General features: G+C 71.5%; 30 protein-coding genes. 20 read left to right on the forward strand and 10 right to left on the reverse strand.

Features of this window, described 5'->3' with window-relative positions:
* The first annotated feature begins 315 nt into the window (after positions 1-315).
* The gene (locus VF584_19400; protein ID HEX8212350.1) at positions 316-2,229 is read left to right on the forward strand and encodes a M1 family metallopeptidase; all 1,914 of its coding nucleotides are present in this window, start codon (positions 316-318) and stop codon (positions 2,227-2,229) included.
* Between the two features lie 183 nt (positions 2,230-2,412).
* Positions 2,413-2,745: a hypothetical protein gene (locus tag VF584_19405; GenBank protein HEX8212351.1), complete on the forward strand. Its 333-nt coding sequence runs from the start codon at positions 2,413-2,415 to the stop codon at positions 2,743-2,745.
* 356 nt (positions 2,746-3,101) lie between these two features.
* Here VF584_19405 and VF584_19410 read toward each other — a convergent pair whose 3' ends face one another.
* The 8 genes from VF584_19410 to VF584_19445 all read right to left on the reverse strand — a co-directional run bounded on the left by VF584_19410 (position 3,102) and on the right by VF584_19445 (position 12,350).
* The gene (locus tag VF584_19410; GenBank protein ID HEX8212352.1) at positions 3,102-3,821 is read right to left on the reverse strand and encodes a hypothetical protein; all 720 of its coding nucleotides are present in this window, start codon (positions 3,819-3,821) and stop codon (positions 3,102-3,104) included.
* 17 nt (positions 3,822-3,838) lie between these two features.
* Complete coding sequence (locus VF584_19415; GenBank protein ID HEX8212353.1) at positions 3,839-5,236, reverse strand: hypothetical protein; 1,398 nt, start codon at positions 5,234-5,236, stop codon at positions 3,839-3,841.
* Positions 5,233-6,324 carry a DUF3419 family protein gene (locus tag VF584_19420; protein HEX8212354.1) on the reverse strand — a complete coding sequence of 364 codons (1,092 nt, stop codon included), beginning with the start codon at positions 6,322-6,324 and terminating at the stop codon, positions 5,233-5,235. Before VF584_19420 ends, VF584_19415 begins: the two co-directional genes overlap by 4 nt.
* Before the next feature lie 83 nt (positions 6,325-6,407).
* Entirely contained in the window at positions 6,408-6,743 is a 336-nt protein-coding gene (locus VF584_19425) for a hypothetical protein (GenBank protein HEX8212355.1), read from the reverse strand.
* Between the two features lie 67 nt (positions 6,744-6,810).
* Complete coding sequence (locus tag VF584_19430) at positions 6,811-7,338, reverse strand: hypothetical protein (protein ID HEX8212356.1); 528 nt, start codon at positions 7,336-7,338, stop codon at positions 6,811-6,813.
* A 169-nt stretch (positions 7,339-7,507) separates the two neighbouring features.
* Positions 7,508-10,135 carry a PEP/pyruvate-binding domain-containing protein gene (locus VF584_19435; GenBank protein ID HEX8212357.1) on the reverse strand — a complete coding sequence of 876 codons (2,628 nt, stop codon included), beginning with the start codon at positions 10,133-10,135 and terminating at the stop codon, positions 7,508-7,510.
* A complete protein-coding gene (locus tag VF584_19440) occupies positions 10,132-11,064 on the reverse strand; it encodes a hypothetical protein (GenBank protein ID HEX8212358.1) in 933 nt (310 codons plus the stop codon). Before VF584_19440 ends, VF584_19435 begins: the two co-directional genes overlap by 4 nt.
* 2 nt (positions 11,065-11,066) lie before the next feature.
* Complete coding sequence (locus VF584_19445; GenBank protein HEX8212359.1) at positions 11,067-12,350, reverse strand: hydroxymethylglutaryl-CoA reductase; 1,284 nt, start codon at positions 12,348-12,350, stop codon at positions 11,067-11,069.
* A gap of 230 nt (positions 12,351-12,580) precedes the next feature.
* Between VF584_19445 and VF584_19450 the strand changes: the two genes are divergently transcribed.
* Together VF584_19450 and VF584_19455 are read left to right on the forward strand one after the other, a co-directional pair.
* Positions 12,581-12,871 (forward strand): type II toxin-antitoxin system Phd/YefM family antitoxin, encoded by a 291-nt coding sequence (locus tag VF584_19450; GenBank protein ID HEX8212360.1) that lies wholly within the window; start codon positions 12,581-12,583, stop codon positions 12,869-12,871.
* 468 nt (positions 12,872-13,339) lie between these two features.
* Entirely contained in the window at positions 13,340-13,540 is a 201-nt protein-coding gene (locus VF584_19455) for a hypothetical protein (protein ID HEX8212361.1), read from the forward strand.
* Position 13,541: 1 nt separating this feature from the next.
* Here VF584_19455 and VF584_19460 read toward each other — a convergent pair whose 3' ends face one another.
* Entirely contained in the window at positions 13,542-14,459 is a 918-nt protein-coding gene (locus VF584_19460; GenBank protein HEX8212362.1) for a hypothetical protein, read from the reverse strand.
* Between the two features lie 157 nt (positions 14,460-14,616).
* On the opposite strand from VF584_19460, the gene VF584_19465 reads away from it, so the two are divergent.
* The 16 genes from VF584_19465 (at position 14,617) to VF584_19540 (ending at position 24,458) form a co-directional block, all read left to right on the forward strand.
* Positions 14,617-15,210 (forward strand): SIS domain-containing protein, encoded by a 594-nt coding sequence (locus VF584_19465; GenBank protein ID HEX8212363.1) that lies wholly within the window; start codon positions 14,617-14,619, stop codon positions 15,208-15,210.
* Positions 15,207-15,689 (forward strand): hypothetical protein, encoded by a 483-nt coding sequence (locus VF584_19470; GenBank protein HEX8212364.1) that lies wholly within the window; start codon positions 15,207-15,209, stop codon positions 15,687-15,689. The genes VF584_19465 and VF584_19470 overlap by 4 nt, the downstream gene beginning before the upstream one ends.
* Before the next feature lie 14 nt (positions 15,690-15,703).
* Entirely contained in the window at positions 15,704-16,444 is a 741-nt protein-coding gene (locus tag VF584_19475) for an MBL fold metallo-hydrolase (GenBank protein ID HEX8212365.1), read from the forward strand.
* Positions 16,434-17,150 (forward strand): M15 family metallopeptidase, encoded by a 717-nt coding sequence (locus VF584_19480; GenBank protein HEX8212366.1) that lies wholly within the window; start codon positions 16,434-16,436, stop codon positions 17,148-17,150. Before VF584_19475 ends, VF584_19480 begins: the two co-directional genes overlap by 11 nt.
* Positions 17,151-17,455: 305 nt before the next feature.
* Positions 17,456-17,929 (forward strand): hypothetical protein, encoded by a 474-nt coding sequence (locus tag VF584_19485; GenBank protein ID HEX8212367.1) that lies wholly within the window; start codon positions 17,456-17,458, stop codon positions 17,927-17,929.
* A gap of 136 nt (positions 17,930-18,065) precedes the next feature.
* Complete coding sequence (locus tag VF584_19490; GenBank protein HEX8212368.1) at positions 18,066-18,638, forward strand: DsbA family protein; 573 nt, start codon at positions 18,066-18,068, stop codon at positions 18,636-18,638.
* Positions 18,639-18,662: 24 nt separating this feature from the next.
* A complete protein-coding gene (locus tag VF584_19495; protein ID HEX8212369.1) occupies positions 18,663-18,947 on the forward strand; it encodes a hypothetical protein in 285 nt (94 codons plus the stop codon).
* A gap of 626 nt (positions 18,948-19,573) precedes the next feature.
* Positions 19,574-19,927 carry a metalloregulator ArsR/SmtB family transcription factor gene (locus tag VF584_19500; GenBank protein ID HEX8212370.1) on the forward strand — a complete coding sequence of 118 codons (354 nt, stop codon included), beginning with the start codon at positions 19,574-19,576 and terminating at the stop codon, positions 19,925-19,927.
* Positions 19,908-20,375 (forward strand): SRPBCC family protein, encoded by a 468-nt coding sequence (locus VF584_19505; GenBank protein HEX8212371.1) that lies wholly within the window; start codon positions 19,908-19,910, stop codon positions 20,373-20,375. The genes VF584_19500 and VF584_19505 overlap by 20 nt, the downstream gene beginning before the upstream one ends.
* Before the next feature lie 93 nt (positions 20,376-20,468).
* Entirely contained in the window at positions 20,469-20,843 is a 375-nt protein-coding gene (locus VF584_19510; GenBank protein HEX8212372.1) for a YciI family protein, read from the forward strand.
* Between the two features lie 39 nt (positions 20,844-20,882).
* Entirely contained in the window at positions 20,883-21,320 is a 438-nt protein-coding gene (locus tag VF584_19515; protein ID HEX8212373.1) for a DoxX family protein, read from the forward strand.
* Between the two features lie 178 nt (positions 21,321-21,498).
* Entirely contained in the window at positions 21,499-21,834 is a 336-nt protein-coding gene (locus VF584_19520) for a YciI family protein (protein ID HEX8212374.1), read from the forward strand.
* A complete protein-coding gene (locus tag VF584_19525; GenBank protein ID HEX8212375.1) occupies positions 21,831-23,117 on the forward strand; it encodes an RNA polymerase sigma factor in 1,287 nt (428 codons plus the stop codon). Before VF584_19520 ends, VF584_19525 begins: the two co-directional genes overlap by 4 nt.
* Before the next feature lie 36 nt (positions 23,118-23,153).
* The gene (locus VF584_19530; GenBank protein HEX8212376.1) at positions 23,154-23,432 is read left to right on the forward strand and encodes a hypothetical protein; all 279 of its coding nucleotides are present in this window, start codon (positions 23,154-23,156) and stop codon (positions 23,430-23,432) included.
* Between the two features lie 93 nt (positions 23,433-23,525).
* The gene (locus VF584_19535; GenBank protein HEX8212377.1) at positions 23,526-23,720 is read left to right on the forward strand and encodes a hypothetical protein; all 195 of its coding nucleotides are present in this window, start codon (positions 23,526-23,528) and stop codon (positions 23,718-23,720) included.
* 156 nt (positions 23,721-23,876) lie between these two features.
* Positions 23,877-24,458 carry a dihydrofolate reductase family protein gene (locus VF584_19540; GenBank protein ID HEX8212378.1) on the forward strand — a complete coding sequence of 194 codons (582 nt, stop codon included), beginning with the start codon at positions 23,877-23,879 and terminating at the stop codon, positions 24,456-24,458.
* Between the two features lie 344 nt (positions 24,459-24,802).
* On the opposite strand, the gene VF584_19545 is transcribed toward VF584_19540, so the two are convergent.
* Positions 24,803-25,315 (reverse strand): outer membrane beta-barrel protein, encoded by a 513-nt coding sequence (locus VF584_19545; protein HEX8212379.1) that lies wholly within the window; start codon positions 25,313-25,315, stop codon positions 24,803-24,805.
* Between the last annotated feature and the right edge of the window lie 29 nt (positions 25,316-25,344).

Below are 25,344 nucleotides of genomic sequence, written 5' to 3' on the forward strand. Positions count from 1 at the left end.
TTGGGCGCGCAAACCGTCCACCCGAACCGTACCTGACCATGTTCGCAGTACTCTGGCGCGGCGGGGTGTTCCTCGCCATCACCGGCGTGGTGTACCTCGTCTGCCTGCAGCTCATCAAGCTGGAAGCGAAGCGCGAAGCACGGAAGCGCGCCCGCTGATCCGAGCCCGCCCGGGGTGCCGCAGACGCGGCACCCCGGGCTTTTTCCATCCGCGGCGCATCCCCGCGCGCGCTGCGGTGTACAATCGCGTCTCGACAGGGCGGCATGGCGTTGCGCCCGCGCACACTCTCGAACGACGGACGTACGGATGCACCTGATGAACCGAGCCGCGCTCGCCTGCATCGGCGCGCTCGCGGCCTGCGCCCCCGCGGCGGTCGCCCCCGCCGCCGACCCAGCACCCCAGACCGCTCCTGCGCCGCCCGCACCCGCGCCCACGACCGCCGACGCGCGCGACATCCACTCCTTTGCCCGGCCGGAAGAGGCGCGGGTGACGAACGTGGAGCTCGACCTGCGCGCGGACTTCGCGGCGAAGCGGCTGGCCGGCACCGCCGCGCTGGACGTGGAGGCCGCGCCCGGCGCACGGCGGATCGTGCTGGACACGAAGGACCTCACCATCCAGCGAGTTACCGACGCCGCCGGCGCGCCGCTCCAGTGGACGCTGGGCGCCGCCGACACCATCCTCGGCCGCCCACTGGAGGTGACGCTGCCGCAGGGGACGCGGCGGATCGTGGTGCGCTACCAGACCTCGCCCACGGCCGGCGCGCTCCAGTGGCTCACCCCCGCGCAGACGGCGGGGAAGCGCCACCCGTACCTCTTTTCACAGGGGCAGGCGATCCTCACGCGGAGCTGGATCCCCACGCAGGACAGCCCGGGGATCCGCCAGACCTACGCCGCCCGCATCACGGTGCCCAGCGAGCTGCGCGCGGTGATGAGCGCCGAGATGCTGACACCTGAGGGCGAGGCGGCGGAGGGCGGGCGCGCCTTCCGCTTCCGCCTGGAAACGCCGGTGCCGCCGTACCTGATCGCGCTGGCGGTGGGCGACCTCGCCTTCCGCGCGCTGGGGCCGCGCACGGGCGTGTACACGGAGCCATCGATGCTGGAGCGCTCCGCCAACGAGCTGGCGGACGTGGAGAAGATGGTGGCCGCGGCCGAGGGGCTGTACGGGCCCTACCGCTGGGGGCGCTACGACCTGCTGGTGCTGCCGCCCTCCTTCCCCTTCGGCGGGATGGAGAACCCGCGGCTGACCTTCGCCACGCCGACGATTTTGGCGGGCGACCGCTCGCTGGTGTCGCTGGTGGCGCACGAGCTGGCGCACTCCTGGTCCGGCAACCTGGTGACCAACGCCACCTGGGCCGACTTCTGGCTCAACGAGGGGTTCACCACGTACTTCGAGAACCGCATCATGGAAGCGCTCTACGGCCCCGAGCGCGCCGCCATGCTGGCCAGCCTGGGATGGCGGGAGCTGCAGGACGAGGTCACCGCGGTCGGCGGTCCCGCCGCAGCGGACACGCGCCTGCACCTCGACCTCTCGGGCCGCGACCCGGACGCGGGGATGACCAACATCGCCTACGAAAAGGGCGCGGCCTTCCTGCGCACGATCGAGCAGGCGGTGGGGCGCGCGCGCTGGGATGCCTACCTGCGCTCGTACTTCGACCGCAACGCCTTCAAGCCGATGACCACCGCCGGCTTCCTGGCCGACCTGCGCGCCCACCTGATCCGCGGCGATGCGGAGCTGGAGCGCCGCATCGACATCGAGCGGTGGGCGTACCAGCCCGGCATCCCGCGGAACGCGGTGGTGCCGCAGTCGAACGCGTTCGCGCTGGTGGCGGCGCAGGCGCAGGCGTTCGCGGGCGGCACGGGCGCCGCGCAGCTGCAGACGCGCGGATGGACCACGCAGGAGTGGCAGCACTTCCTGGGCGCCCTCCCCAAGCAGCTCACCGCCGCCCAACTCGCCGACCTGGACCGCGCGTTTGGCCTTTCGCGGCAGGGGAACTCCGAGATCCTCTTCGCCTGGCTGCAGCTGGCGGTGCGGAACCGCTACCAGCCCGCCGTCCCCGCGCTGGAGCAGTTCCTGACCAGCCAGGGCCGCCGCAAGTTCGTGCGCCCGCTCTTCGCCGAGCTGATGGCGCAGGGCGAGTGGGGCCAGTCGCTCGCGCGCAGCATCTACGCCCGCGCCCGCCCCGGCTACCACCCGGTGACCTCGGGCTCGGTGGATGCCATCGTGAAGTAGCCGCGCCATCGTTCGGCACGACCGGAGGGCCGCCCGCGGACAAGCGGGCGGCCCTCCGCGCATCCGGGCGTGACGCGCGGGCGGGTGCGCTCGTCGTACGGTTGGGAGGCGGTGCAACTCGCCGCGGCGGCGAGGTGTACGCATGGGACGGGAGCGCGGAAACGTGCGGAGAGGAGGGGGCCGATGCTACAACGGAACGACGGGACCGGCGGCCAGGACGACGTGTGGCTCCGCGCGCAGATCGCGGAGATCCTGGCGGGCGGCTGGACGCTGGAGGAGCTGGAGACGATCGGGATCAGCCGCGCGATGCTGATCCGCCTCGGCTTCCGCGACGACCACCCGCGCCTCTTCGAGGACCCCGTACCCCGCCGCCGCCGCCCCTCGCGCGAGCCGCGCCCCGACCCCGGCGCGCCGCGCCCCCTGCACGGCACCGAGGCCGCGTCCCCCGTTCACCGGGACGCGGCCTCTGCGTTTTGGAGGGTGCGGTGCGCCGGGGCAACGAGCACCGGGGGCTGAAGCCCCCGGCTGGAACGACGGGAAGGCGGCTGAAGCCGGCTCGTGCACACCGGCATTGGACCCGGAGTCCGCGGAGGCGGACTTCGTGTTTTTCCAGCGGCGAATTCATTCGCTCCTGGATTGCGTACGTGGCGGATTGCGCCGGCGGCGAAGGTCGGTGCATGTCCAGACCACGGGCAGCCACGTGGGGCGGCCCCTGCGAGATGGGTGCGACCCGCAGAGGTCGGAAACGGGTGAGGGCGGGCGCGATTAATCGCGCCCCTACAGGTACCGTGTGGACGGGCGTATCCCGCCGCCCGATCCGATCTCCTCCCCGAGTCCGCGAAGGCGGACTTTGTGCTGTTGTAGCCGCGAGTTCACTCGCCGGGGGACCCGGGCACCAACCCCGGCGCATCCGGCGGGATCGGCGGGACGTCCTGGCAGATGATGGGGACGCCTTCGGCCTGGAGGGGTGCGGCGCGGCGGTCCAGACGCGCGGCCTCGCCGAGGGTGGTGAGGTGCATGGAGAGGAGGGCGCGCGACAGCCGGGCCGGCGAGGGGACACCCCGCGCCTCCGCATCGGCGGCGTAGCGCCGGGCGCCGTTGGCGATGCGCAGCGCCGATTCCAGCAGGTGCCGCGTCATGCAGTTGAAGCCCGGCACGCGCGAGACCGCCTCGATCTCGCCCTCCAGCACCGCGCCCGCCCCCGCGAACCCGTCCGCACGGTACGCGCGCTCCACCGCCCGCACGATTCGCCTGGGATCGGCGGGGGCGAAGGCGGAGAGGGGCGGAGGGTCGTCGATGCGCGGGCGAAAGGCGGGGGTGCGGTCCATCGGCTCGAAGTCGGCGCACACCACGGGGATGCCGAGCCGCTGGAATCTGCGCGCCCGCCAGTCCACGTACCACGCCACCGGCATCGAGAACCTCTCCGCCCAGATCAGCCGCCGCGAGATCGCCCGCGACCGGCCGCCCGTGAGCTCCGAGTACAGCGGCATGCGCTCCTTGTTCAGCCGCACCGCCTCTCGCAGGTGCCGCGCCATGCACCCGGACTCCTGCGCCCGCGCCGGGCTTGCGGCGAGGAGGAGCAGCGCGGCCATCCAAGCGATCCACCGCATCATACCGCGCCGATACGCCACAGGTGCACCGGCACCATCAGCGCGGTGGCGGCGGCGGTGCTGAGCATCTGCAGGCGAAGGCCCCAGGGCGCCACCCGGGGCCACGCGGGAAGGCGGCCGACGGTGAAGTAGAGCGCGAGCGACACCGCGCAGACGGCCGCCGCGCAGAGCAGCCCCCACATCGTCGCGCCGGTCGCGCTCAGCGCCAGCCCGGCGGGCACAACCACCAGGAACGCGAGCAGCGCGCTCCCCGCCCGCAGCCAGAAGAGGCGGCGCCGGCGGCGGCGAGGCACGTCCTGCAGGTGCGCAAAGAAGACGATCATCAACTGCGCCGCCGCCGCGCCCACGAAGGGCACGTACAGCGGGTCCTCGATCGGCGCGACGACGGTGTGCTCGAAGGCGTAGTCGAGGAAGAAGAGCATCGTCGGCACGATGGCGACGTAGAACAGCCCGCGCACCTGGTAACCGGAGGGCGCGTCGGGCGCCACGCGGCGCGCGACTGCGTAGAAGATGACGAAGATCAGCACCGCGAGCGCCGGCGCGACCGTCCACTCCGCGCCGCCCAGGGCGTAGGCGCCGTACACCACCAGCGCCAGCCCCATCGCCGTGCTCATGGCGACGAAGCGGTACCGCCACGCCAGCAGCAGCACCAGCACCGTCACCACGAGCTGCACCGCGAGCTGCCCCGCCAGGAACGCGGCGGGAAGCCTCGTCATCCCGGTGAGCATGAAGTAGGTGGCGAGCGGCGTGACCAGGTTGTCGCTCCCGCCCACGCTGATCCCCTCCAGGATCGTGACCGTGAGCGCGATCTGCGCCGCGACGAGCACGGTGGCCGCGCGCGGCGTATCCGTCAGCAGGAGGAGCGGGAGGTGGACCGCGAAAAAGGTGGAGAGGAGGAAGGCGCCCGAGCCCTCCAGGCTGCGATGGTCGCGCTCCACCGCGTAAATCCGCCGCCCGTACTCCGTCCCCAGCAGCGCGGCGACGGTGTCGGACACCATCAGCACCAGCAGCGAGATCAGGTAGAAGATGGGCCGGCCGGCGCCCAGCGCGAAGAGGAGGTAGATGGCGGCCGGATAGTACAGCCCGCCCTCGGAGTGCCGCTCCACCGCGTGCACGCTCCCCAGCAGCCCCAGCCGACGCGTCGCCAGGATGATGACGGCGAACGATGCCCCCAGCACCAGTACCGTCCAGTGCGACGCGAACATCCAGGGGAAGCTCGCCGCCACCACGCCGCTGCCGAAGTGCACCAGCTTGCGCGTCCACTCCGTGGGCGGGTTCCAGCGGCGCCGCCACAGCTCGCTCGCCACGAAGAGCACGAGGAGCGCCGCCGACACGATTGCCGCGCGCGCCGCCTCGCCCGCGATGGTGCCGAACGCAGGGAGCCAGGCCGCGTTCACGCCACCTCGTCCACGTGCAGCGCCCCGTAGAACCACGCCAGGTCACGCGCGTGCAGCACGTCCGCCTCCGCGCGCAGCGGGTGCACGCGCCCTGCGAGCGCCTCCGGCCGCGACCGCGGGGCGAGCATGTTCCAGTAGACGAGCCGCGCACCCGGCGCCGCCCGCTCCACCAGCGCGGCGTAGCAGCGCTCGTGCTCGGCGGGGGGCATGTACTCGAAGATGTCGGACAGGTTGTAGCCGTCGAAGGGTCCGTCGCCCGCCGTTTCGATGGCGCCCTGCACGAGCCTCACGCGGCCGAGCCGGTCGCGGATCGCGGCGAACCACTCCGGCCGCAGGTAGCGCGGGAGCGCCTCCGCCGGGTAGTTGCCCGTCATGATGTAGGCGAGGTATGGATTGGAGTGCGCCGGGAGCTCGGTGAGCGCGCGGCGGGTACGCGCCAGCAGCCGGTCGCCCACCGTGCCTTCGACGTGCGTGAAGAAGGCGGGATCGCGCCCCATCCGCCCCATCACCGCGCGGCTGAAGAAGAGGCGAAAGAGCAGCCGCCAGCGCCACGTGTCCCACTCGCGGGCGTAGAACGCGGCCTGCCGCGCGGGCGTCCTGCGCTCCCTCAGCCGCTCGATGCGCCGCCGCGGGTGCACCAGCGGCAGGATGCGCGTGCGAAAGGTGCGCAGGTAGCGCTCGAACCGCCCCGCGTGGATGATCCCGCCGGCCACGATCTCCGGCTGCGCATCCCAGAACGCGCGCGCCCCATCCGAAAGCTCGCCGCGCAGCCCGCGATACGTCTCCGCGCGCCGTCCGTTCTCCGCCACGCCGAGGAACGCTAGCAGCTCGGCGTATTTCAGCCGCCTGAAAGCCGCCATCCGCAGCTCTACGCACGCGAGCTGCGGCGCGCTCAGGTCCGCCGCCACCACCTCCGCGGGATCGAGCGTGAGCAGCGCCAGCGCATTGTCCCCCGCCGACGCGATCGACAGCAGCCGCCCGCCGCGCGCCGTGGGTGCCAGCGCATCGCACAGCACGTCCGCATCCTCCCACACGCTCGCGTAGCGGATGAAGCCGAACGACGCGCGTTCTTCGATCGAGCCGCTCATTGGCACCGCGAAGGCATGGATCCCGGACTTTGACTCCAGGAGCGAATGAATTTCGGAATCGTGTACCTGGCGAAAGGGCGGGCTTACTGACCGGGGCTGATATCACCGCCGCCTTCACGCCGCGCGCGCAGGCGGTCCCTGAACTCCCTCACGAGACGTACACGTTCGGCAGCGTGGCGGATAGGGTGCTCGTTGTACAACGTTTCGAGGAGACGCGCGAGCTCCTCCACCTCCCTGGGGCTCGCGAACGACAGGATCTGCCGCGCGATCTCTTCGAGGAAAAGAGGCATCACGCGCTCGCCGTTCGCGATCGCGTCCACGAGGTACTCGCCCCTGATCGGAAGCCTTGGCGGAGCAGGCACCCACGGGGCGTTCCCATCGTACCCGGGCGGGTTGTCGCCGGACTTGCCGTTTCCCATTCTTCGCTCCCATACACGTCCGTAGGTGTGGTGCCGGCCTGGCACCCGCTCTCCCGTCGATCCGTGGTCAGTTCTCAGCGAAGCGCGCGGCATGTGTTCTCAGCCGCGCGAAAACCCTCGACAGACGGTCGTTCGCGCCCATGTCGTTGTACCACTCCCAGATCCTGGCCTCATGCCCCGCCGCGCGAACCGTGAGACCTGCGGCGCTCTCGTCCGGCACCGGTTGGCGCGGTGGGGTGCGTTGTTCCCACGCCTCCAGCTCGACCAGAAGCCCTACGATCGCGCGAACTGAATCGGTGCTCAACGTGCCGGCTCGCCGGGTTCGGCTACCCCGGTCTACGTGCTCGCTCTGAAGGGCGCCGCTGCCATTCAGCGAAATGGTGGAGCCCCCGTGCATGCCGTGCATGTCGCTGTAGCGTATCACCAGGTCGGCCGGGATCTCGCCACCGCCAGCGATCGCGCGCAGAGCCACCTCGATGGGAGTCGCGACTTTTGCCGGGGCAGCGAGCGGCTCCGGCGATGGAGGGGAGGGTTGTGGGTGACAAGCGGCGAGAAGAAGGAGCCCGCAGACGAGGGCGTGCGCCAGGCGGATCATGGTTCCCCACTTTCTGCGAGGAGGGATGCGGTTCAGGGCCCAGTGTCCACGTCAAAGAGTACCTCCCGGCGGATTCAGTCGCCAGCCCCCGGGCAGCGCGGGCCCCATAGGACGCGCGTCGCGCGGGCGCCTGGACGCTCCGCCTGCCGCGTACGGCGCGGCCGCCCCATCATCCGCCCTCCACGTCAATCCTCCGCAGCGTCCCCGCCGTCCCGTCCATCTCCACCACCTCGCCGTCGCGCAGCACCTCCATGAGGCCCGGGATGGCGACGATGCAGGGGAGCGCCAGCTCGCGCGCCACGATGGCGGAGTGGCTGAGGAGGGAGCCGCGCTGCACGAGCACGCCCTCGACGGCGGGAAAGATCAGCGTCCAGCCCGGATCGGTGCGCTCGGCGACGAGGATGTGGCCCGCCAGGTCGCCCGCGTGGGCGGGGTCGCGGACGATGCGCACGGGCGCGCGCACGATGCCCGGCGAGCAGCCGATCCCCTTGAGCGCACCTTCGTGCGCCGCCGGGAGCACGCGCGCGGTGGCGCAATCGGCGGGCGGGCCGCGCGTTTCGAAGCGGTCGGGTGGCGCGGGGGCGTGCTCGTGTGCCTCGAACTCCGCGCGGCGCAGGGCGACCAGTGGACGCAGCTCGGCCGTCACGCCGGTGCCGTCCAGGTGCGAAAAGATCTCGTCCACGCGCAGGTATAGCACGTCGCGCGGCGTGTCCAGCCGCCCCGCCTCCGCCAGCCGCGCGCCGATCGCCAGAAAGATGCGCCGCACCGCTCCGAACACCCGCGTCCGCTCGAAGCGCAGGTTCTCGCGGTCGCGAACCCGCATGCGCGCCTGCGCGAGCACGGAGAAGAAGACGCGCCTGCGCACCCCGCTCAGCCGCGAGCGGGCCAGCGCCTCGGCCGCCGCGCGGATCTCCCCCTCGCGCCCGCCCTGGCGCACCGCCCCGCCCCGCGCGTACGTGCGAATCAGGCGCACCAGGAACGACGGATCGTCGCCGTGCGTGAGCGTTTCCAGCTTCAGCTCGTTGGCGCAGCGGTCGCCGAAGCGCTCCACGTACGCGCGCAGCTCCTGGTGGAAGCCGGCGTGCTCCTGCGCCGCCGCGAGCCGCTCCCAGAGCCGCGCGTCGTCGGTCTCTTCCTCGAAAAGCGCAGCGAGCGGGGGATCGGACGCGACGCGCTCGGCCATCTGCAGCACCAGGCGCGCGGGCTCGGTGGAGATGATCCCGCCCTCGCCGCACAGCAGGTCGTTGGCGAGCGTCGGCGGCGCGTCGGGGAGCCACTTCTCCACGATGCGCACGAGGACGCCGAAGAAGATCATCGCAAAGAAGTCGTTCACCAGCGGCGCGCGCCAGTGCCGCAGCAGCTTCTCCTCGAGGTCCCGGTAGAGCGCCGCCAGGTCGTCCGCGCTCCACGTGCGCAGGTCCACGCCGGCGAGCGGGGCCAGCGCCGCATCGACACGCGCGTGAAAGAGCGGCACCTCGCGTTTGAGGCCACGCTGCGCACGGATCAGGCGCCACACCATCTTCGCGGTGCGCATGGCGTCCTCGCCGCGCCCGGCGACCTGCGGCACGGGGGGCGGATCGCTGAGCTTTTCGCGCACGCCCATCATCCGCTCCATGAAGTCGCGGTTGACGGTGTAGCCGGGGAGGAGCGCGAGGGCGCGGTACCAGTTGAGGAGGTTGTAGTACACGCGCCCGCCCACCAGCCCCAGCATGTTGGCGAAGACGAGGCGGTTCTTCTCGATCAGCCGCTCGTCCACTCCCAGGAGGCGGCAGAACTGGATGTACACCTCCTCGTATACGGAGCGCGCGAAGCTGAAAGTGAGCGGCGTCGTCACCCCGCTGTAGCTCTCCACGATGTTGCTGTTGTCCCACAGCCGCCGCTCGCCAGTGGGTGCCGTGGGGAGCGTCGTGATGGGGCGCGCCTGGAGGATGAACAGCCTCCGGCCGCCCGCCGCGAGCGCCCACTCCAGGTCCTGCGGCCCGCCCAGCTTCCCCGCCAGCGAGCGCGCCGCCTCCGCGATCCGCCGCGCCTCGCCGTCGGTCAGCGTAGGCCGCTTCCGATCTGAATCCGGCACCGGGAGGACATCGGTGCCGCCATCGGGGCGCAGGCGAAAGGCGCGGTCCTTGTCCGCCAGCTCCGCCTCGACCACATCGCCGGTCACGCGAAAGGTATCCGCATCCAGGTCGCCGCTCACCAGCCCCTCGCCCAGGCCGTAGACGGCGCTCACCACCGCCGTTTCCGCCGCGCCGCGCACCGGATCGACCGAGAAGGCGACGCCCGCGACCTCGGCGTCGACCATCGCCTGGATGATGACGGCCATGCGCGGCGCCGCCGAGCCCCCGTGCTGCGCCTGGTACGCCAGCGCGTGCGCGCTGAACGCCGACGCCCACACGCGGCGCAGCGCATCCCACAGCGCATCCTCGCCGCGCACGCCGAGTACCGTGTCGAACTGGCCCGCGAACGATGCCGACGCTCCATCCTCGCCCACGGCGGAGGAGCGCACGGCGAGGAGCGCGTCGCCCAGCCCGGCGGCGTCCATGGCGGCGAGCACCTCCGCGCGCAAGCCGGCGGGGAGGTCGAGCGAGAGGATGCGCTCGCGGGTCGCGCCGGTGTCGGCGGGCGCTCCTTCCAGCACGATCCGGCGGAACGCGGCCGTCCCGACCACGATCCAGGGCGGCACGTCGGCGCCGGCGTCGCGCAGCAGCGCCAGATTGCGCGCCTTGCCGCCGGCTTCGTCCAGCGACGGGACCGCGCCCGGCGGGATGACGTACGCGGGGGCGAGCACGGTATCGATCATCCGCGCTTCAGGAACGGCATGAGGCCGAGCAGGAAGTAGATGAAGATCGTCCACAAGCCTGCGAACGTCTCGATCGCCTTCGCACGTGCCGTGGTCGGGGCGCGCAGGAAGGCGGCGGCGGGCCAGGCGGCGAACGGCAGAAAGAACGCGAGCTTGACCACCACCTCGACAGTGACGCCGGTCGGGCGCGCGGCGAGGCAGGTGAGCACGGCCGCGAGCGCGAGCACGCACAGCCACCCGGTGGCCGCGGCGCGAATCCCCCAGGTCGCCGTGTACGTCTCCACACCGGGGCGCTCGTCCGCGGGCGCGCGGAGCTTGCGGCCGATCTCCACGAGCAGGCCGTTGAGGAACGCCACCGCCAGGAAGAGACCCAGCGTGCGCGGCGGCGCGACGCCGGAGGCGAGCCAGTCCGCCGCGGTGAGGTAGGCAAAAAGGAGCGGCATCACCACCATGTGGCTCAGCAGGTACGCCAGCGGGCGCGCCCGCAGCCACCGCGGCACAAAGAACTCGCGCGCCATCAGCGCCGCCCACACCGCCGCGGGCGCGAGCAGCCACAGCAACCGCGGCAGCACCAGCGCGTTCGCCGCGACGGCTGCGAGCGCCACGACGGCGCCCGCGCGCCGCAGCTCGCGCAGCGTCACCAGCCCGCGCGGCACCGGGAGCTCGGGGCGCGCGCGTACGTCGAGCTCCGCGTCTTTGTGCTCGTCCGCCACGCGGAGCAGGAAGAAGAAACCGATCGCCGTCAGCGTGGTGACCGCCAGCAAGGGGAGCGCCGGGAGCTCGGGGCGCCCGCGTGCCGCCGACGAGTACATCGCCGCGCACGCCGCGGAGATGCCGATCAGCGGCAGGTACACGGCGAGGGGGAAGCGCTCGCGCTGGTACGTCCAGAGCCGCGCCGCCAGCGGAGCGCGCCCGGACGGAGCCGCCATGCTCATCGCGGCGCCGCGCGGCCCAGCGCCGCGTGCGCCCGCGCGAACTCGTGGGAGCAGAGCGCGCCCACGATCGACAGCTCGCCGGCCAGCGTGAGCGCGGCGCAGATTTCGGCCAGCTTGGCGGCGCGGTCGTCGCCCAGGCAGTCCATGATGCGCAGACACTCCTGCGCCGTCGGCAGCCGCGTGCCGCCGCCCACCGAGCCGACGATCAGGTTGGGAAGCGAGACCGCCGCGTACAGGTCGCCGTCGTCCGTCACCTCCAGCCGTGTGACGCCGACGCTCGCCTCGCTGACGCACGCCACGTCCTGCCCGCACGCCAGGAAGAGCGCCGCGATCCCGTTGGCGATGTGCCCGTTCACGCCGATGGAGCCCGTCCGCACGCCTCCCACGAAGCTGACGCGCCAGTAATCCGCCATCCGCTGCGGCGTAGTGTGCAGCACCTGCTCCACCAGGGCGCGCGGAATTCGCGCCTCCGCCGTCACGTTCCGCCCGCGCGTCTGCAGGAAGGAGAGCGCCGTCGCCTTCTTGTCCCCGGACATGTTGGATTCCAGGAACCAGTAGCGCGGCTGCACCGGCGTGCGCGCGAGGATCTCCTCGCAGAGGGCGGCGGTGCACATCGTCACCATGTTCTGCCCGGCCGCGTCGCCCGTGTGGAAGGCGAAGATCAGGTAGACGTGGTTCCCCTCGATGTGCGTCGCCACGTCCAGCAGCCGGCCGTGGCGCGAAGTGCGCTTCACCGCCTCCTGGAACGCCTCGAACTCCCCGGTGGCCCACGCGGCGAAATGCGCCGCCTGCGCCAGCGCCTCGAAGACGAAGGCGGGCGCGCGCTGCACCTGCTCCGTCGTCGTCAGGCAGATGGCGCCGCCGGCCGCGGTCAGCAGGTTGGCGCCGCGGTCGTAGCTCGCCACCAGCGCGCCCTCGGAGGTGGCAAGGGGGACGTAGAAGTCGCCGCGGGCGTGGATCCCGTTCACCCGCAGCGGCCCCGCCAGACCCACGGGAACCTGCACCATCCCGATGTAGTTCTCGATGCTTCCACGCAGCGTGGAGGGGCCGGGGCGCTCGGCCTCGCCGGTGAGGTGCGGGATCTCGGTGCCGAGCCCGGCCACGAACTCCACCCGCTTGCGATGCGCCGCCCCGCTCCAGTCGCGCAGCCCCGGAACGCGCGGCGGCGCGGGCCTCACCTCGGCGGGCGTCGGCTGCAGGAGGTCGACGAGCTCTAACATGGGACGGCCGCGGGCGAGGCGGAGGGCCACCTGGAGGGCCTGATCCTGCGGTATCGGCATCGGGAGGGTCGGACGGGGGGATGCGAACTGCGCGTGCGGCGGAATCCTACACCGGCGCGTCCCCGAAAGGTCAGCGCCGCCGCCGGAAGGATGCCCTGCAAGAGTAATCGTTCGCGCCTGCGAATGACAGCGCACTAACATCGCCCCCCTTGCCGTGGTGACTTACGCGATGCATTACGGGAACACCACCTTCTACTCCGCCGAACACGTATCGAGTGCAGGAGAACACTATGATCGCTACGGTAACGGACCTCCGCCACCGCACCAGCGAACTCATGGAGCGCGCTGACGCGGGAGAGATCGTGGTGGTGCAGGTGGACAACGAGCCACGTGGGGTTTACCTGAGCTACCGCCAGTACGAGTCGATGCTCGACACGATCGATCAGCTCGAGAACTGGGAGCTCGCACTGGCTGCGCTTCCTCGACACGAAGCCGTCGCGCGTGGCGAAGTAGGAACGACGTCCCTCGGAGACGTGATCGCGGAGCTCGCCCCCGAGCTGCGCAGCGGCTCGGGCGGCTGAACGCGACCGTGGCTAAGCAGTCGAAGGGCCGGCGAAAATGGGCAGGGGCGTGGCTGCTGCCTACCCGCGTTTGCCGGACGCGGGCGCAGACCCCCTTTTTGTCATCCTGAGCGACGCGCTTCGCCGTCCTTGCCTTACCTCCAGGCTGTGGCGCGGAGCGAATGATCTACTGCGCGTTCAAGAGGCCCGCCGGTACGCGCAGGACCTCGCCTCGCAGGCTAGATCCTTCGGTCGCCGCAGGAGTACGGTGGGACGTGCCGGCACAGGTGAGGGCGGCTCTCTCATGATGACAGGAGGACGGACGCACGGTCCCAACGCACTCACGCACTAACGCACTCACGCACTTCCCCTGGCACGCATGCTGCCCGCAATCTTGCCCGGGCGCCGGGGGGCGCGTAGCTTGGCGCCGGCTCACAGCGGGACCGAACCTCACGAGCACCGGCGAAACACGCTTCCGGAGATAGAAGGATGAAGATCGCAATGATCGGAGGGCTCCTGATCACCCTCCCGGCAACGGTGGCGTGGATCTACGCGGCAATCACCGGGAACTGGGTCCTGTTCGGCGCCGCGTCGGTGGTGCTGGTCTACAACCTGATGCCGTTCCTCATCCTGGGGATCATGTCGCACAAGGCCAAGGTGGGCGACGGCGACGACATCACGGGCCACTAGGTCAGCGGACGACGCGCACCTCGCGCGTCATCAGCACCAGCAGGCGCCCCCGGACGTCCCACGCGGCGTCCGGGGGCGCTTCGCCTTCGCGGGCCACCACGCGCCCGTCCGCCGTGTCCAGCACGCGCACGCCCCCGCCCTCGCCACGTGCCAGCACCGCGATGCGCCCCCCCGACGGCGACACGCGCAGCGCGTCGATCCGCTCCAGCCCCGCCCTTCCCAGCGATACGCGCCACACCTCCGCCAGCCCGCCCGTGGTGTGGCGGAGGGCGAATGCGCCGTCGTCGTCCCACCCGTAAAGCCGCCCGTCGGCGGCGGCCTCCAGGCCGCGGACGGGGGCGGGGGGCTCCCATCCACTCAGCACGCGCCCGCTGTAGGCATCGCGCACCTGCACGGCGGGCGAGCGGTCGTCGTCGCCGTTGACCGCCAGGTACACGCGGTCGCCCAGCGGCGAGATGGCGAGCGCCCCCGCCTCCGACCCCGCCTCCGGCCAACCCCAGCGCGTGACGAGAAGCGTGTCCAGCCCCAGCACCCCGCCCCACCGCGCCGTCGTGAACGCCCAGCGCGCCATCGGGTCGATCACCACCGGCCCGGCCCGCCGCGCCCGCCGCTCCGCCAGGATGCGCCCCGTGCCCGCGTCCACCACCGCCAGGTCGCGCGGCCCGCGGGTGACGTAGATGCGGGTGCCCCGCATCCGCAGCACGCGCGCGGGCGCCCCGGGCACGGGGATCCTCGCCGTCACTCGCCCCAGCGTGTCGAGCACGGTAAGCCGCCCGGCATCCCCCACCCACACGCGCCCCGCGTCGTCGGTCGCCAGCGTGGCCGTGGCGGAGACCGGCTCGGGGAGCGGGATGCGCTTGAGGATGGGAAGCTCGCCGCCCTCCTCCTTGCAGGCGGCCAGCGCGAGCGCGACAGCCAAAAAGAGGGGAATGGGGAATCGGGAATGGGGAATGGGAACAGCATGGGATCTTACCATTCCCCATTCCCGATTCCCCATTCCCCCTCCGTTCCCTCCCGCCGCGGCGCTCGCGGTACTACATTCTCCCGCACCCGACCCGTGTCCCTTGCCACACCGCATGAGCATCCCCGATCCGCTCGCCCTGATCCGTGACGCGCTGGACGAGTCCGCGCGCGTAAAGCTGGCCCTTCGCGGCCAGGCGCCCCAGGTACTTCGCATGGCCGATGCCGTGGCCGATGCGTTCCGCGCCGGGAACCGCCTGTACGCCTGCGGCAACGGCGGCTCCGCGTGCGATGCCATGCACCTGGTGGAGGAGCTGGTGGCGCGCTACAAGCGCGAGCGGCCGGGCCTTCCCGCGCACCACCTGATCGACGGGCCGACGCTCACCTGCTGGGCCAACGACTACGACTGGGACTCCGTCTTCCAGCGCCAGGTGGAAGCGATGGTGCGCCCCGGCGACGTGCTGGTGGCGCTTAGCACCAGCGGCAACTCCACCAACGTCATCCGCGCGGTGGAGGCGGCGGAGGCCCGCGGCGCCGTCACGGTCGGGCTCCTGGGGCGCGAGGGGGGGCGGCTGGCCGGGCTGTGCACGCACGCGCTCGTCGTGCCGGCGCAGGCCACCGAGCGCATCCAGGAAGCCCACATCACCATCATCCACCTCCTCTGCGAGCTGGTGGAGCGCGCCCTCTTCTTTCCCGAGGCCGAGGCATGACTCCGCGCCCTGTTACCGCCATGACGCACAAGATCTCCCTTCCGCTCCTTCTGGCGCTCGTCCTCGCCGCGTGCGGCGACGACACCGAGAAGACCGCCCAGCGCACCGCCGCCCACCGCGCCGCCTGCGTGGCCGAGGAGCTGGCGATCCAGGCCAACACCAAGGTCTCCGCGCTGGACACGCTGCGCACGCAGGCCCCCGAGGGGTTCGTGAACCAGGTGTACCCGTTCTCGAAGGCGTACTTCGACTACGCCAAGGGGCGCGAGCGGCACGCGGCGCTGCTGGACTCGGCCGCCGCGGCGGAAGCGGCGGAGGACTCCGTGCGCTTCACGGGCGAGGCGGCGCGCAACGCACCCCGCCCCGGGCAGCCCGGCTCCACCGAGGCGAACGCCGCCGAGAGCTACGAGCGCGACTACGCCGCGGCCATCTCCAACCCGGACCACCCCTGCAACAAGCCGGGCGGCGAGGAAGAGAAGTAAGCGGGGGGCGACCCATGGCCGTTCTTCACCTGCTGGGCACCGGTGCCGCCGCCAGCGACGCGCGCCGCACCACCACCATGCTCGCCGTGGAGGACGCGGGGAGCGTGGTGCTGATCGACTGCGGCGGCGACGTGGTGCAGCGCGCCCTCGCCTCCGGCATCGACCCGGACGCCATCGACGCGCTCATCGTGACGCACGAGCACCCGGACCACGCGGGCGGCTTCGCGCTCTTCATGGAGCGGATCTGGCTGCTGGGGCGCAAGCGGCCCATTCCGGTGATCGGCATCGAGCCGGCGCTGCGGCAGGCGCGGCGGGTGCTGGAGGCGTTCGACACCAGCGGATGGGAGCTCCCCGCCATCGACTGGCGCACGGTGCAGCACACCGCGGGCGCCGAAGTGCTGCGCGACGAGCGCTGGCGGATCACCGCCGCCCCCGGCGTCCACTCCGTCCCCACCATCGGCGTGCGGGTGGACACGGCCGGGGGCGGGACGATGGCGTATTCGTGCGACACGGAGCGCACGCCGGCCATCGTGGAGCTGGCGCGCGGCGCGGACCTGCTGGTGCACGAGGCCACCGGCGGCTTCCCCGGCCACGCCTCCAACGAGGACGCCGCGGAGGTCGCGCGCGAGGCCGGGGCCGGGCGGCTCGTCCTGGTCCACCTTCCCCCCGACGTGCACGACGGGCAGCTCGCCGCCGCGCGCGCCATCTTCTCCCACGCCGAGTTCGGCGATGACGGAGGCCGTTATGAGTTCTAGCCGTGGCGCGAAGACGCTGGCGGGCACCCTGCTGGCCGCCTTGCTCACCGCCTGCTCGGTCCGCGCCGCGGCCCCGGCGGCCACCCCGTCGCCGGGCGCCGCGACGGCGCCAGTGGCAGCGGAGCAGACGTGCACCATCCCCGGGGGCGCGCAGCTCGCCAACGTGCAGGCGGCCGACCCCACCATCCGCACGGACGTGCGCTACGCCACCGCCAACAACTTCACGGGCGAGCGCCTGCCGGGGTACGACCGCCCGCTCGCGCTTCTGCGTCCGGAGGCGGCGCGGGCGCTGGCGCGCGTACAGGCGCGCCTCCGCGCGGACGGACTGGGGCTCAAGGTGTTCGATGGGTACCGTCCCGTGCGCGCCACCCTGGCGATGGTGGACTGGGCGGAGCGCACCAACCGCCGCTGGGTGCTGGACCAGGGGTACGTGGCGAGGTCGAGCGGCCACAACCGCGGCCACACCGTCGACCTGACGCTCGTCCGGCTGGACACGGGCGAGGAGCTGGACATGGGCACCGCCTACGACACCTTCAGCGAGGCGGCCCACACCGCCAACGCCACCGGCGCCGTGCGCACGAACCGTGGCAAGCTGGTGGACGCGATGAACGCCGAAGGCTTCGTCAACTATTCCAAGGAGTGGTGGCACTTCAGTCTCCCCGGGCAGTACCCGCCGCTCGACGTTCCCCTCGGCTGCTTCCGTTAACAAATCTCTAATTATCGCCTGAAACACGCGGGAGCGGCCCTCCGCCCGCTCTCGCGTGTCTCCCATATCCCGTTATCACCCAAGCAGTTGCACCTCCCTTCGCGCCTCCGCGTCTCCGCGTGAGACCCGCCGTTCCGCCCTCGTACCCCCCCGCAAACCGCCTGAAACTTCCGGCGGCGCCGCGCCGTTCGGTGATTACGTGGCAACCAATGCAAGCGTGCCGGGGTCATAAGTGACACAGCCGGCCCGCGCAGCAGCGCCCACCCAGGGGCGATACCCCACCCACCTCCTTCCAGGACCCAATCATGCCAATCCTCGACGTCCGCCGCATCGCGCTCGCAGCCTCGCTTTCCCTCTGCGCCGTGGGCGCCGCCGCAGCCCAGGAAGGCGCTCCGGCAGCCCCGTCGGCGGGCGCGCCGGCTGCGGTTTCCGCGCCGCCGGCCGCCGCGCAGACGGCTGCCGCACCCGCCGCCCGCGCCCCGCGCCGCGACCGCAACAAGGTCACGGAGGAGGAGCTCGCGGGCCGCACCGAATCCGACACGTACTCCTTCATCCAGAAGGCGCGCCCGCAGTGGCTGCGCGTCCGCGGGCAGTCGTCAATGTCGATCAGCGAGCAGGTGTGGGTGTACCGCTACGGCGCCAAGATCGGCGGCGTGGGCGCGCTGCGGAACGTCGCGCTCAGCGAGGTGCGCGAGATCCAGTACCTGGACGGGAGCGCGGCCACGGCGCGCTTCGGCCCGGACCACGGCTCAGGCGCCATCCTGCTGATCACGCGCTGACCCGATTCCAGCCCGTGCGACGCCCCGCCCCGGAAGCTCCGGGGCGGGGCGTCGTCTTTGCAGGAGCCAGCCTTGCGCTCCCCCGCCGGGCCGGGGCAGATTGGGCGCCCGCGACCCTCCCTTTTCCTGGTGACGCATGGCGCCCGTGTCGGCGACGGTGTTCACGGACTTCACCTGCCCCTTCTCGTACGTCACCGAGGCGGCGCTGGCGAGGGTGGAGGACGAGGGAGGGATCGCCGCCAGCTTCCGGGCCTTCGAGCTCCACCCGTCGCCCGCGCGGCTCCCGCTGGGCGGCCCGAGGGTGGAAGCGGTCCGCCCCCTGGCCGACGCGCTGGGGCTGGAGCTCCGCCGGCCGCCGCTGGCCGCGCGCACCCGCAAGGCGCACGAGCTGGCGCGCTTCGGCGAGGGAAAGGGGATCGGGCGCCCGCTGCGCGCCGCCATCTTCGCCGCGTACTTCGGCGCCGGACGCGACATCGGCCGCATCGACGTGCTGGTGGAGATCGCCGCCGCGCTCGGGCTTGACGCGACGGAGACGCGCGTGGTGCTGGACGTGGACACCTTTGCGGCGCACGTGGCGCGCGACGGCGCAGAGGCGCGGCGGCTGGGGATCGCGGGGACGCCGGCGATCCTGCTGGGCGACGCGTCCGCCCTTCGCCTGGTGACCGGCGCCCTCGCCCTGGACGAGCTCCGCGCCCTGGCGGCTGGCTGAACCGAACCCACTGACTCCTGACCGATGTCCGACTACGAGCGCAGCACCGTGGTCTCCACGCGCGAGGTCTTCACCCTCGCCGACGAGATCTTTGCCGAGCGTGCGGAGCTTTCCCGCACCGCCGAATCGCGCCACAGCGTCACCTACGCCGGCGCCGAGGGCACGGTGACGCTGGAGGCGCACCGCCACGGCCTCGCCACCGTCGTGGTGGCCCGCACCGACCGGCTGCGCACCTCCAAGGTGGACACCGTGGTGCGCCACCTCTTCAACCAGCTCCCGTACCAGCACGGCGATCCGGCGCGGGAGTAGGGGGTGCTCTGTTGATGCCGGAAGGCTGGTGAATTCCTCGGGGTCCGGCGGTTGAAGCCGCCGCAACAACTGCGGGAAGCCTGCCTTCGCAGGCTTCGGGGGGCGGGATTGGTGCGGGGCGGCGGAGGCCAAGGCTGTATCGCACGACGACATATCCATATACGATACATCGGCAGATGATGCATCATCTGCCGATGTATCCCACGCGGCCGCAACGCCCGGCGCCGCATCGCCGGGGGATGAAATGAATCCCCGGCTGGGACCACGGGAAGGCGGCTGAAGCCTGCCTGAGAAACGCGGCATCAGACCCGGAGTCCGCGCGGGCGAACGTTCGTGAATGGCGGGGCACGGCGCATTCCCATGACACGGGCAGACACGTGGGTCTGCCCCTACGGGGTCGGTGTGGAGGGGGGGAGGTCGAGTTGGGGGAGAGGGCGGGCGCGATGAATCGCGCCCCTACGGTGCGGGGCGACGCCGGAAATCAGGGGGTACGGGCGGATCTCGCCCCCGAGTCCGCGCAGGCGGACTTTGTGCTGTTGTTGCAGCGAGTTCACTCGCCAGCGTTGACATGCGGCCCCGCGCACCTTATTTATCCATCAGGTTAATTAACCGATGGGTGAACTAGCATGGCGGCAGACCACCTCAGCATGACGTTCGCGGCGCTCGCCGATCCGACGCGGCGGGCGATCCTCGCGCGGTTGAGTGGCGGGGAGGCGACGGTGACGGAGCTCGCGGAGCCGTTCGAGATCAGCCTTCCGGCGGTGTCCAAGCATCTCAAGGTGCTGGAGCGGGCGGGGCTGATCGAGAGGGGGCGCGAGGCGCAGTGGCGTCCGTGCCGGCTCAGGGCGGAGCGGCTGAGGGAGGTGGACGAGTGGGTGGATCAGTACCGGAAGTTCTGGGAGGACAGCCTCGGGCGGCTCGACGAGTACCTCAAGCAGCTTCAAACCAGGGAGAAGACCGATGACCGCACAGGGGAATGACGCCGCCGGCGAGCGCGAGATCACCCTTTCGCGCACGTACGACGCGCCGCGCGAGCTGGTTTGGCAGGCATGGACCCGAGAGGAGCACAAGGCGAAGTGGTGGGGGCCGAACGGGTTCACCACCACCACGTCGGAGATGGAGGTGAGGCCGGGCGGCGTGTGGCGCTTCATCATGCACGGACCGGACGGCACCGATTACCCGAACCTCGCCGAGTACACCGAGGTCGTCGAGCCCGAGCTCCTGGTGTACACCCACGGCGACGGCTTGACCCGCGAGCGCGACTTCCACGTCACGGTGACGTTCACGGAGGAGGAGGGCGGGACCAAAGTCACCTCGCGGATGGTCTTCCAGACCGCCGAGGGACGCAGCCGGGCCGTCGGCTTCGGCGCGGTGGAGCTGGGGAAGCAGACGTTCGCGCGCCTGGCGGAGCACCTCAAGACGATGTAGGCGTGTCGAAATCGTGGGGCCTCGTTCGACGTGAAGGTAGAGCGGCGATTCAGCCGCGCTCCTTCTCACACCGAACCGGGGAGCCCACGAACGATGCGATTCATGATGATGGTGAAGGCCAGCCGCGACACAGAGGCGGGCGTGCTGCCCGGCGAGGATCTGCTCGCCGCGATGGGGAAGTACAACGAGGAGCTGGCGAAGGCCGGCGTCCTGCTCGCCGCGGAGGGGCTGCACCCCACTTCGCGAGGCGCGCGCGTCCGCTTCACGGAGGGGGGGCGCACCGTGGTGGACGGCCCGTTCGCGGAGGCGAAGGAACTCGTCGCGGGGTTCTGGCTGATCCAGGCGAAGTCCAGGGACGAGGCGGTGGAGTGGGCCCGGCGCTGCCCCAACCCCACGCCCGGAAGCGAGGGCGAGATCGAGATCCGCCAGGTGTTCGAGATGGCGGATTTCGACGCCGCGCAGCTCTGATCGCCACCAACCATCCCCCTTCAATCGAGAGATGCTCCCATGACTACCCAGGCAATCGGCACCGCAGCCCCGCGCACCAACTCGCTGCCCATCCCCGCATCGCGGCTCTGGACTGCTCGGGTGCTGACCGCGATCCCCATCCTTTTTCTGACCTTCGACGGCGCCAGCAAGGTGATGAACGTCGCGCCGGTGAGGGAGGCGATGGCGCAGCTCGGCTACTCCCCGGACGCAGGCGTCGGCATCGGCATCATCCTGCTGGCGTGCGTGGCGCTCTACGCGATCCCGCGCACCGCGGTCCTCGGCGCGATCCTGCTGACCGGGTACCTGGGCGGCGCGATCGCCACGCACGTGCGCGTCGGCAACCCGCTCTTCAGCCACACCCTCTTCCCCATCTACATCGCCGCGATGATCTGGGGCGGGCTCTACCTGCGCGACGCGAGGCTCCGCGCGCTGGTTCCGCTGCGGGCGGCGGAGTAGCCTCACACAGAGAGCACAGAGGGAACCACAAGGCGCAGAGAACCCTTTTCTTTTCTTCTTTCCGTGCCCTCTGTGTCTCTGTGTGAGGCCCCTTGCCGCCCTTGCGAAAGGAACCGTCGCTCGCAATCGTGCGCGGAGTCTCCCACTCCACACCCGCCTCACCGGAAGCGACCGAGCCATGCGCTACATGATCATGTTCAAGACCGAAAAGGACTTCGAGGGCATCCCCGCGTGCAAGGACCTGGCGCAGATGGGGGTGTTCATGCAGGAGCTCAAGGAAAAGGGCGTGCTGCTCGCGACCGAGGGGCTGCATCCGAGCGAGAGGGGCGCGCGCGTACGGCTCTCGGGCGGCAAGCTGAACGTGACGGATGGCCCCTTCGCCGAGGCCAAGGAGCTGGTGGCGGGCTTTGCGCTGGTGGAGGTGCCGTCGATGGACGACGCGGTCCAGCTCGCGGGACAGTTCCTCGGCGTGGCGGGCGAGGGGACATCCGAGGTCCGCGAAGTGATCGTGTGATCGACTTCGCCGTGAGCGTCGCCGATACGCACCGCGCCATCGACGCGGTCTGGAGAATCGAGTCCGCGCGGCTGATCGCGGGGCTCGCGCGCATGGTGCGCGACGTGGGCCTGGCCGAAGACCTGGCGCAGGACGCGCTGGTGGCCGCACTGGAGCGCTGGCCGGAGTCCGGCGTGCCCGAGAACCCGGGCGCCTGGCTGATGGCGACCGCCAAGCGCCGCGCCATCGACCTGCTGCGCAAGCGCACGCTGCACGAGCGCAAGGAAGGCCAGATCGCGCACGAGATCGAGGCGCAGCTCGACGCGGCCGTGCCCGACCTGGACGAGGCGATCGACGACCCCATCGGCGACGACCTCCTGCGGCTCGTCTTCACCTGCTGCCACCCCGTCCTCACCATGGAGGCGCGGGTCGCGCTCACGCTGCGCATGCTGGGCGGGCTCACGACGGAGGAGATCGCGCGCGCCTTCCTCGTCCCCGTGTCCACCGTCGCGCAGCGGATCGTGCGGGCCAAGCGGACGCTGACCGAGGCGCGCGTCCCCTTTGAGGTGCCTCGCGGCGCCGAGCTGGCGGAGCGGCGCGCGTCCGTGCTCGGGGTGATCTACCTGATCTTCAACGAAGGATATTCCGCCACCGCCGGCGACGACTGGGTGAGGCCGGCGCTGTGCGAGGACGCGCTGCGGCTGGGGCGCATCCTGGCCGGGCTGGCGCCGGACGAGCCGGAGGTGCACGGGCTGGTGGCGCTGATGGAGATCCAGGCGTCGCGGCTGGCGGCGCGCGTGGGGCCGTCGGGCGAGCCCGTGCTGCTGCTGGAGCAGGACCGCTCGCGCTGGGACCACCTGCTGATCGGGCGCGGGCTGGCGGCGCTGGCCCGGGCGGAGGCGCTGGGCGGCGCGCTGGGGCCATACGCGCTGCAGGCCGCCATCGCCGCGTGCCATGCGCGGGCGCGCACGCCGGAGGAGACCGAGTGGGTACGCATCGCGGCGCTCTACGACGCCCTGGCGCAGCTCGCGCCTTCGCCCGTGGTGGAGCTGAACCGGGCGGTCGCGCTGTCGATGGCGTTCGGGCCCGCGGCGGGACTGGAGGTGGTGGACGAGCTGACTTCGGAGCCGTCGATGCGCGGCTACCACCTTCTCCCCAGCGTGCGCGGCGACTTCCTGGCGAAGCTCGGCCGCCTGGAGGAAGCCCGCGAAGAGTTCTCGCGCGCGGCCACCCTCACGCAGAACATGCGCGAGCGCACCTTCCTGCTGGAGCGCGCCCGCGCCTGCGCGGAAGGCGCCTCGTAGCAGCGACGCGCTTGTGCCGCAGGAGGAAAGGTGCATATGCATGTTCTTGTCATCCTGAGGGAGCCCGCACGGGCCGGGCTCCTTCACCCGCACGATGCCGCCCGCGTGATGGCCGCCGACTGCCTCTGCTTCCGGGCGCGGCGCGTCTCGCGGGCGCTGACGAGGATGTACGGCGACGCGCTGCGCCCCCTCGGCATCCAGGCGACGCAGCTCACCCTCCTCAACGCGGTGACGATGTGCGGCGGCGAGGGCGCGTCGATGGCCCGCCTCGCCGACAAACATCCAATCGACGACCAGCGCCTGAACCCCTGCTGAAGGAAGGGCTACGTGATAGAAAGCACAGTCCACCCATTGCGGCAGCCAATCGGCCCCCTTCTCCCCTGCCCTTTCTGCGGCGGCGCGGCCACGGTGGAAGCGGACCCCTGGCGCGGCGAAAGCATCCGCGTGGCCTGCGCGGCCGCGGCGTGCCCGGTGGCGCCGAAGACGGAGTACCTGCTCCGCGCATTCTCAGGCGAGCTGCGCGATGCGTGGAACGCGCGCGCCAACGCGTGCACCCCCGCCGAGCCCCGCCACCATTGTGCCGAACCCGCCTGCGCGGGCTGACCTGTCGATTCCGCGCCATCCCGTTCGTCGCTCCTGTAGAAAGAGGGCACGTCCACCCACGGGAGGCACCCCGATGAGCATGACCACGGCCGGTATGATCGGGATGAACGAAGGGCACGGCCTCTGCGGCCAGCTGTTCGAGGCGGGGCGACGCGAATGAGGAAGCTCAGGATCATCGAGCACATCTCGCTGGACGGGGTGATCCAGGTCTCCGGCGATGATGGCGGCTTCCCCTACGCCGACTGGACCGCGCCCTACCGCACCCCCGCCGGCCGCGACGAACTGCTCTCCGCGCACGGCGAGCGCTTCGATCTGCTGCTTGGCCGGCGCACCTACGACAGCTGGTCGGGCTACTGGCCAGCGGCGCCGAGTAGTCCCTTCGCGGAGCGCCTCAACGGGGCAACCAAGTACGTCGCCACCCACCGTCCGGGGAGCCTTGAGTGGGGCCCGTTCGAGGGCGTTGGACCGGACCTCGTCGAGAGCGTTCGCCGCATCATGTCGCAGGACGGCCCGGACCTCGTCCTCTCGGGCAGCTCCACGCTGACATCGACGATTCTCGAATACGGGCTCGCGGATGAAGTCCTGCTGATCGTCTATCCGGTCCTGCTGGGCACGGGAAAGCGCTTCTTTGCGGAGGGAACACCGGCACGCACCTTCGAGCTCGTCAGCACGAAAGCGATGCCGGCCGGCATCATCCTCAGTCATTACAAGGTTGCCGGGCCTTTGAAGACCCGGTAGCTCAACGAGGGGGAGAGCTGCTGCGGGGTGTGAGGGTGGTGCATCCTCGATGGCCGGCGGTTGAAACCGCTGCAACAACCGCGGGAAACCTGCCTTCGCGGGTTCGGGGGCGGGAGCGGTGCGGGGGGGAGGATTGGGACCTCGCCACACCGGGGGATGAATCCCCCGGCTGGAACCACGGGAAGACCGCTGAAGCGGTCTCGGGTGCGGCGGGATGCGGTTCAGCCCGTGACACGGGCGCGATGAATCGCGCCCCTACGGATCTGCGCAGCCCGCACGGTGTTCTCCCCCTCCCCCGCCCTGCGCCCCCGCAGGCGGGGGAGGGGGCCGGGGGGAGAGGGCCCCTACCGGAACCGGTACCGCACCCCCACCGTCACGTCCCCATGCGCCTCCGCATCGCCGCCGGCGTCAACGCGGAGGCGGGCGTCGGCGACGAGGCCGAGCTGGCGCCGGATGCCGATGCGCGCGCCGCCGCCTACCGAGAGCACCGCGCCTTCCCGCGCAAAGCCTGCCGCGCGCTCGCGGAAGCGCGCGAAGCCGGCGCCCGCGCCCACGTACGGCACCACGGGTCCACCCGGGAGCTGCGCCTGGGCCTGCAGCTCCAACACGGAGGTCGTCGAGCCGAATATGCCCTCCACCCGGTTCGCGACGGAGCCGGCGGCCTCGATCAGGAAGAAGGGCGAGACCGGGTACTCGGCGCGCAGTGCGGCGGCGAGCGCCAGGCCCGCGCCGCCCTCGTACACGCGCGAGCCGGCGCTCAGCGACACCGCCGGCCCGGCGACCGCCTGCGCGTCCGCACGGGAAGGCGCGGCGAGGCACACTGCCGCGGCGGCGGCGGCGATGCGACGTAAGCTCAAGATGCGACTCCGGTTCTGGTGTTTCACGG

Source organism: Longimicrobium sp. (genome assembly GCA_036389135.1).
Lineage (GTDB): Bacteria > Gemmatimonadota > Gemmatimonadetes > Longimicrobiales > Longimicrobiaceae > Longimicrobium.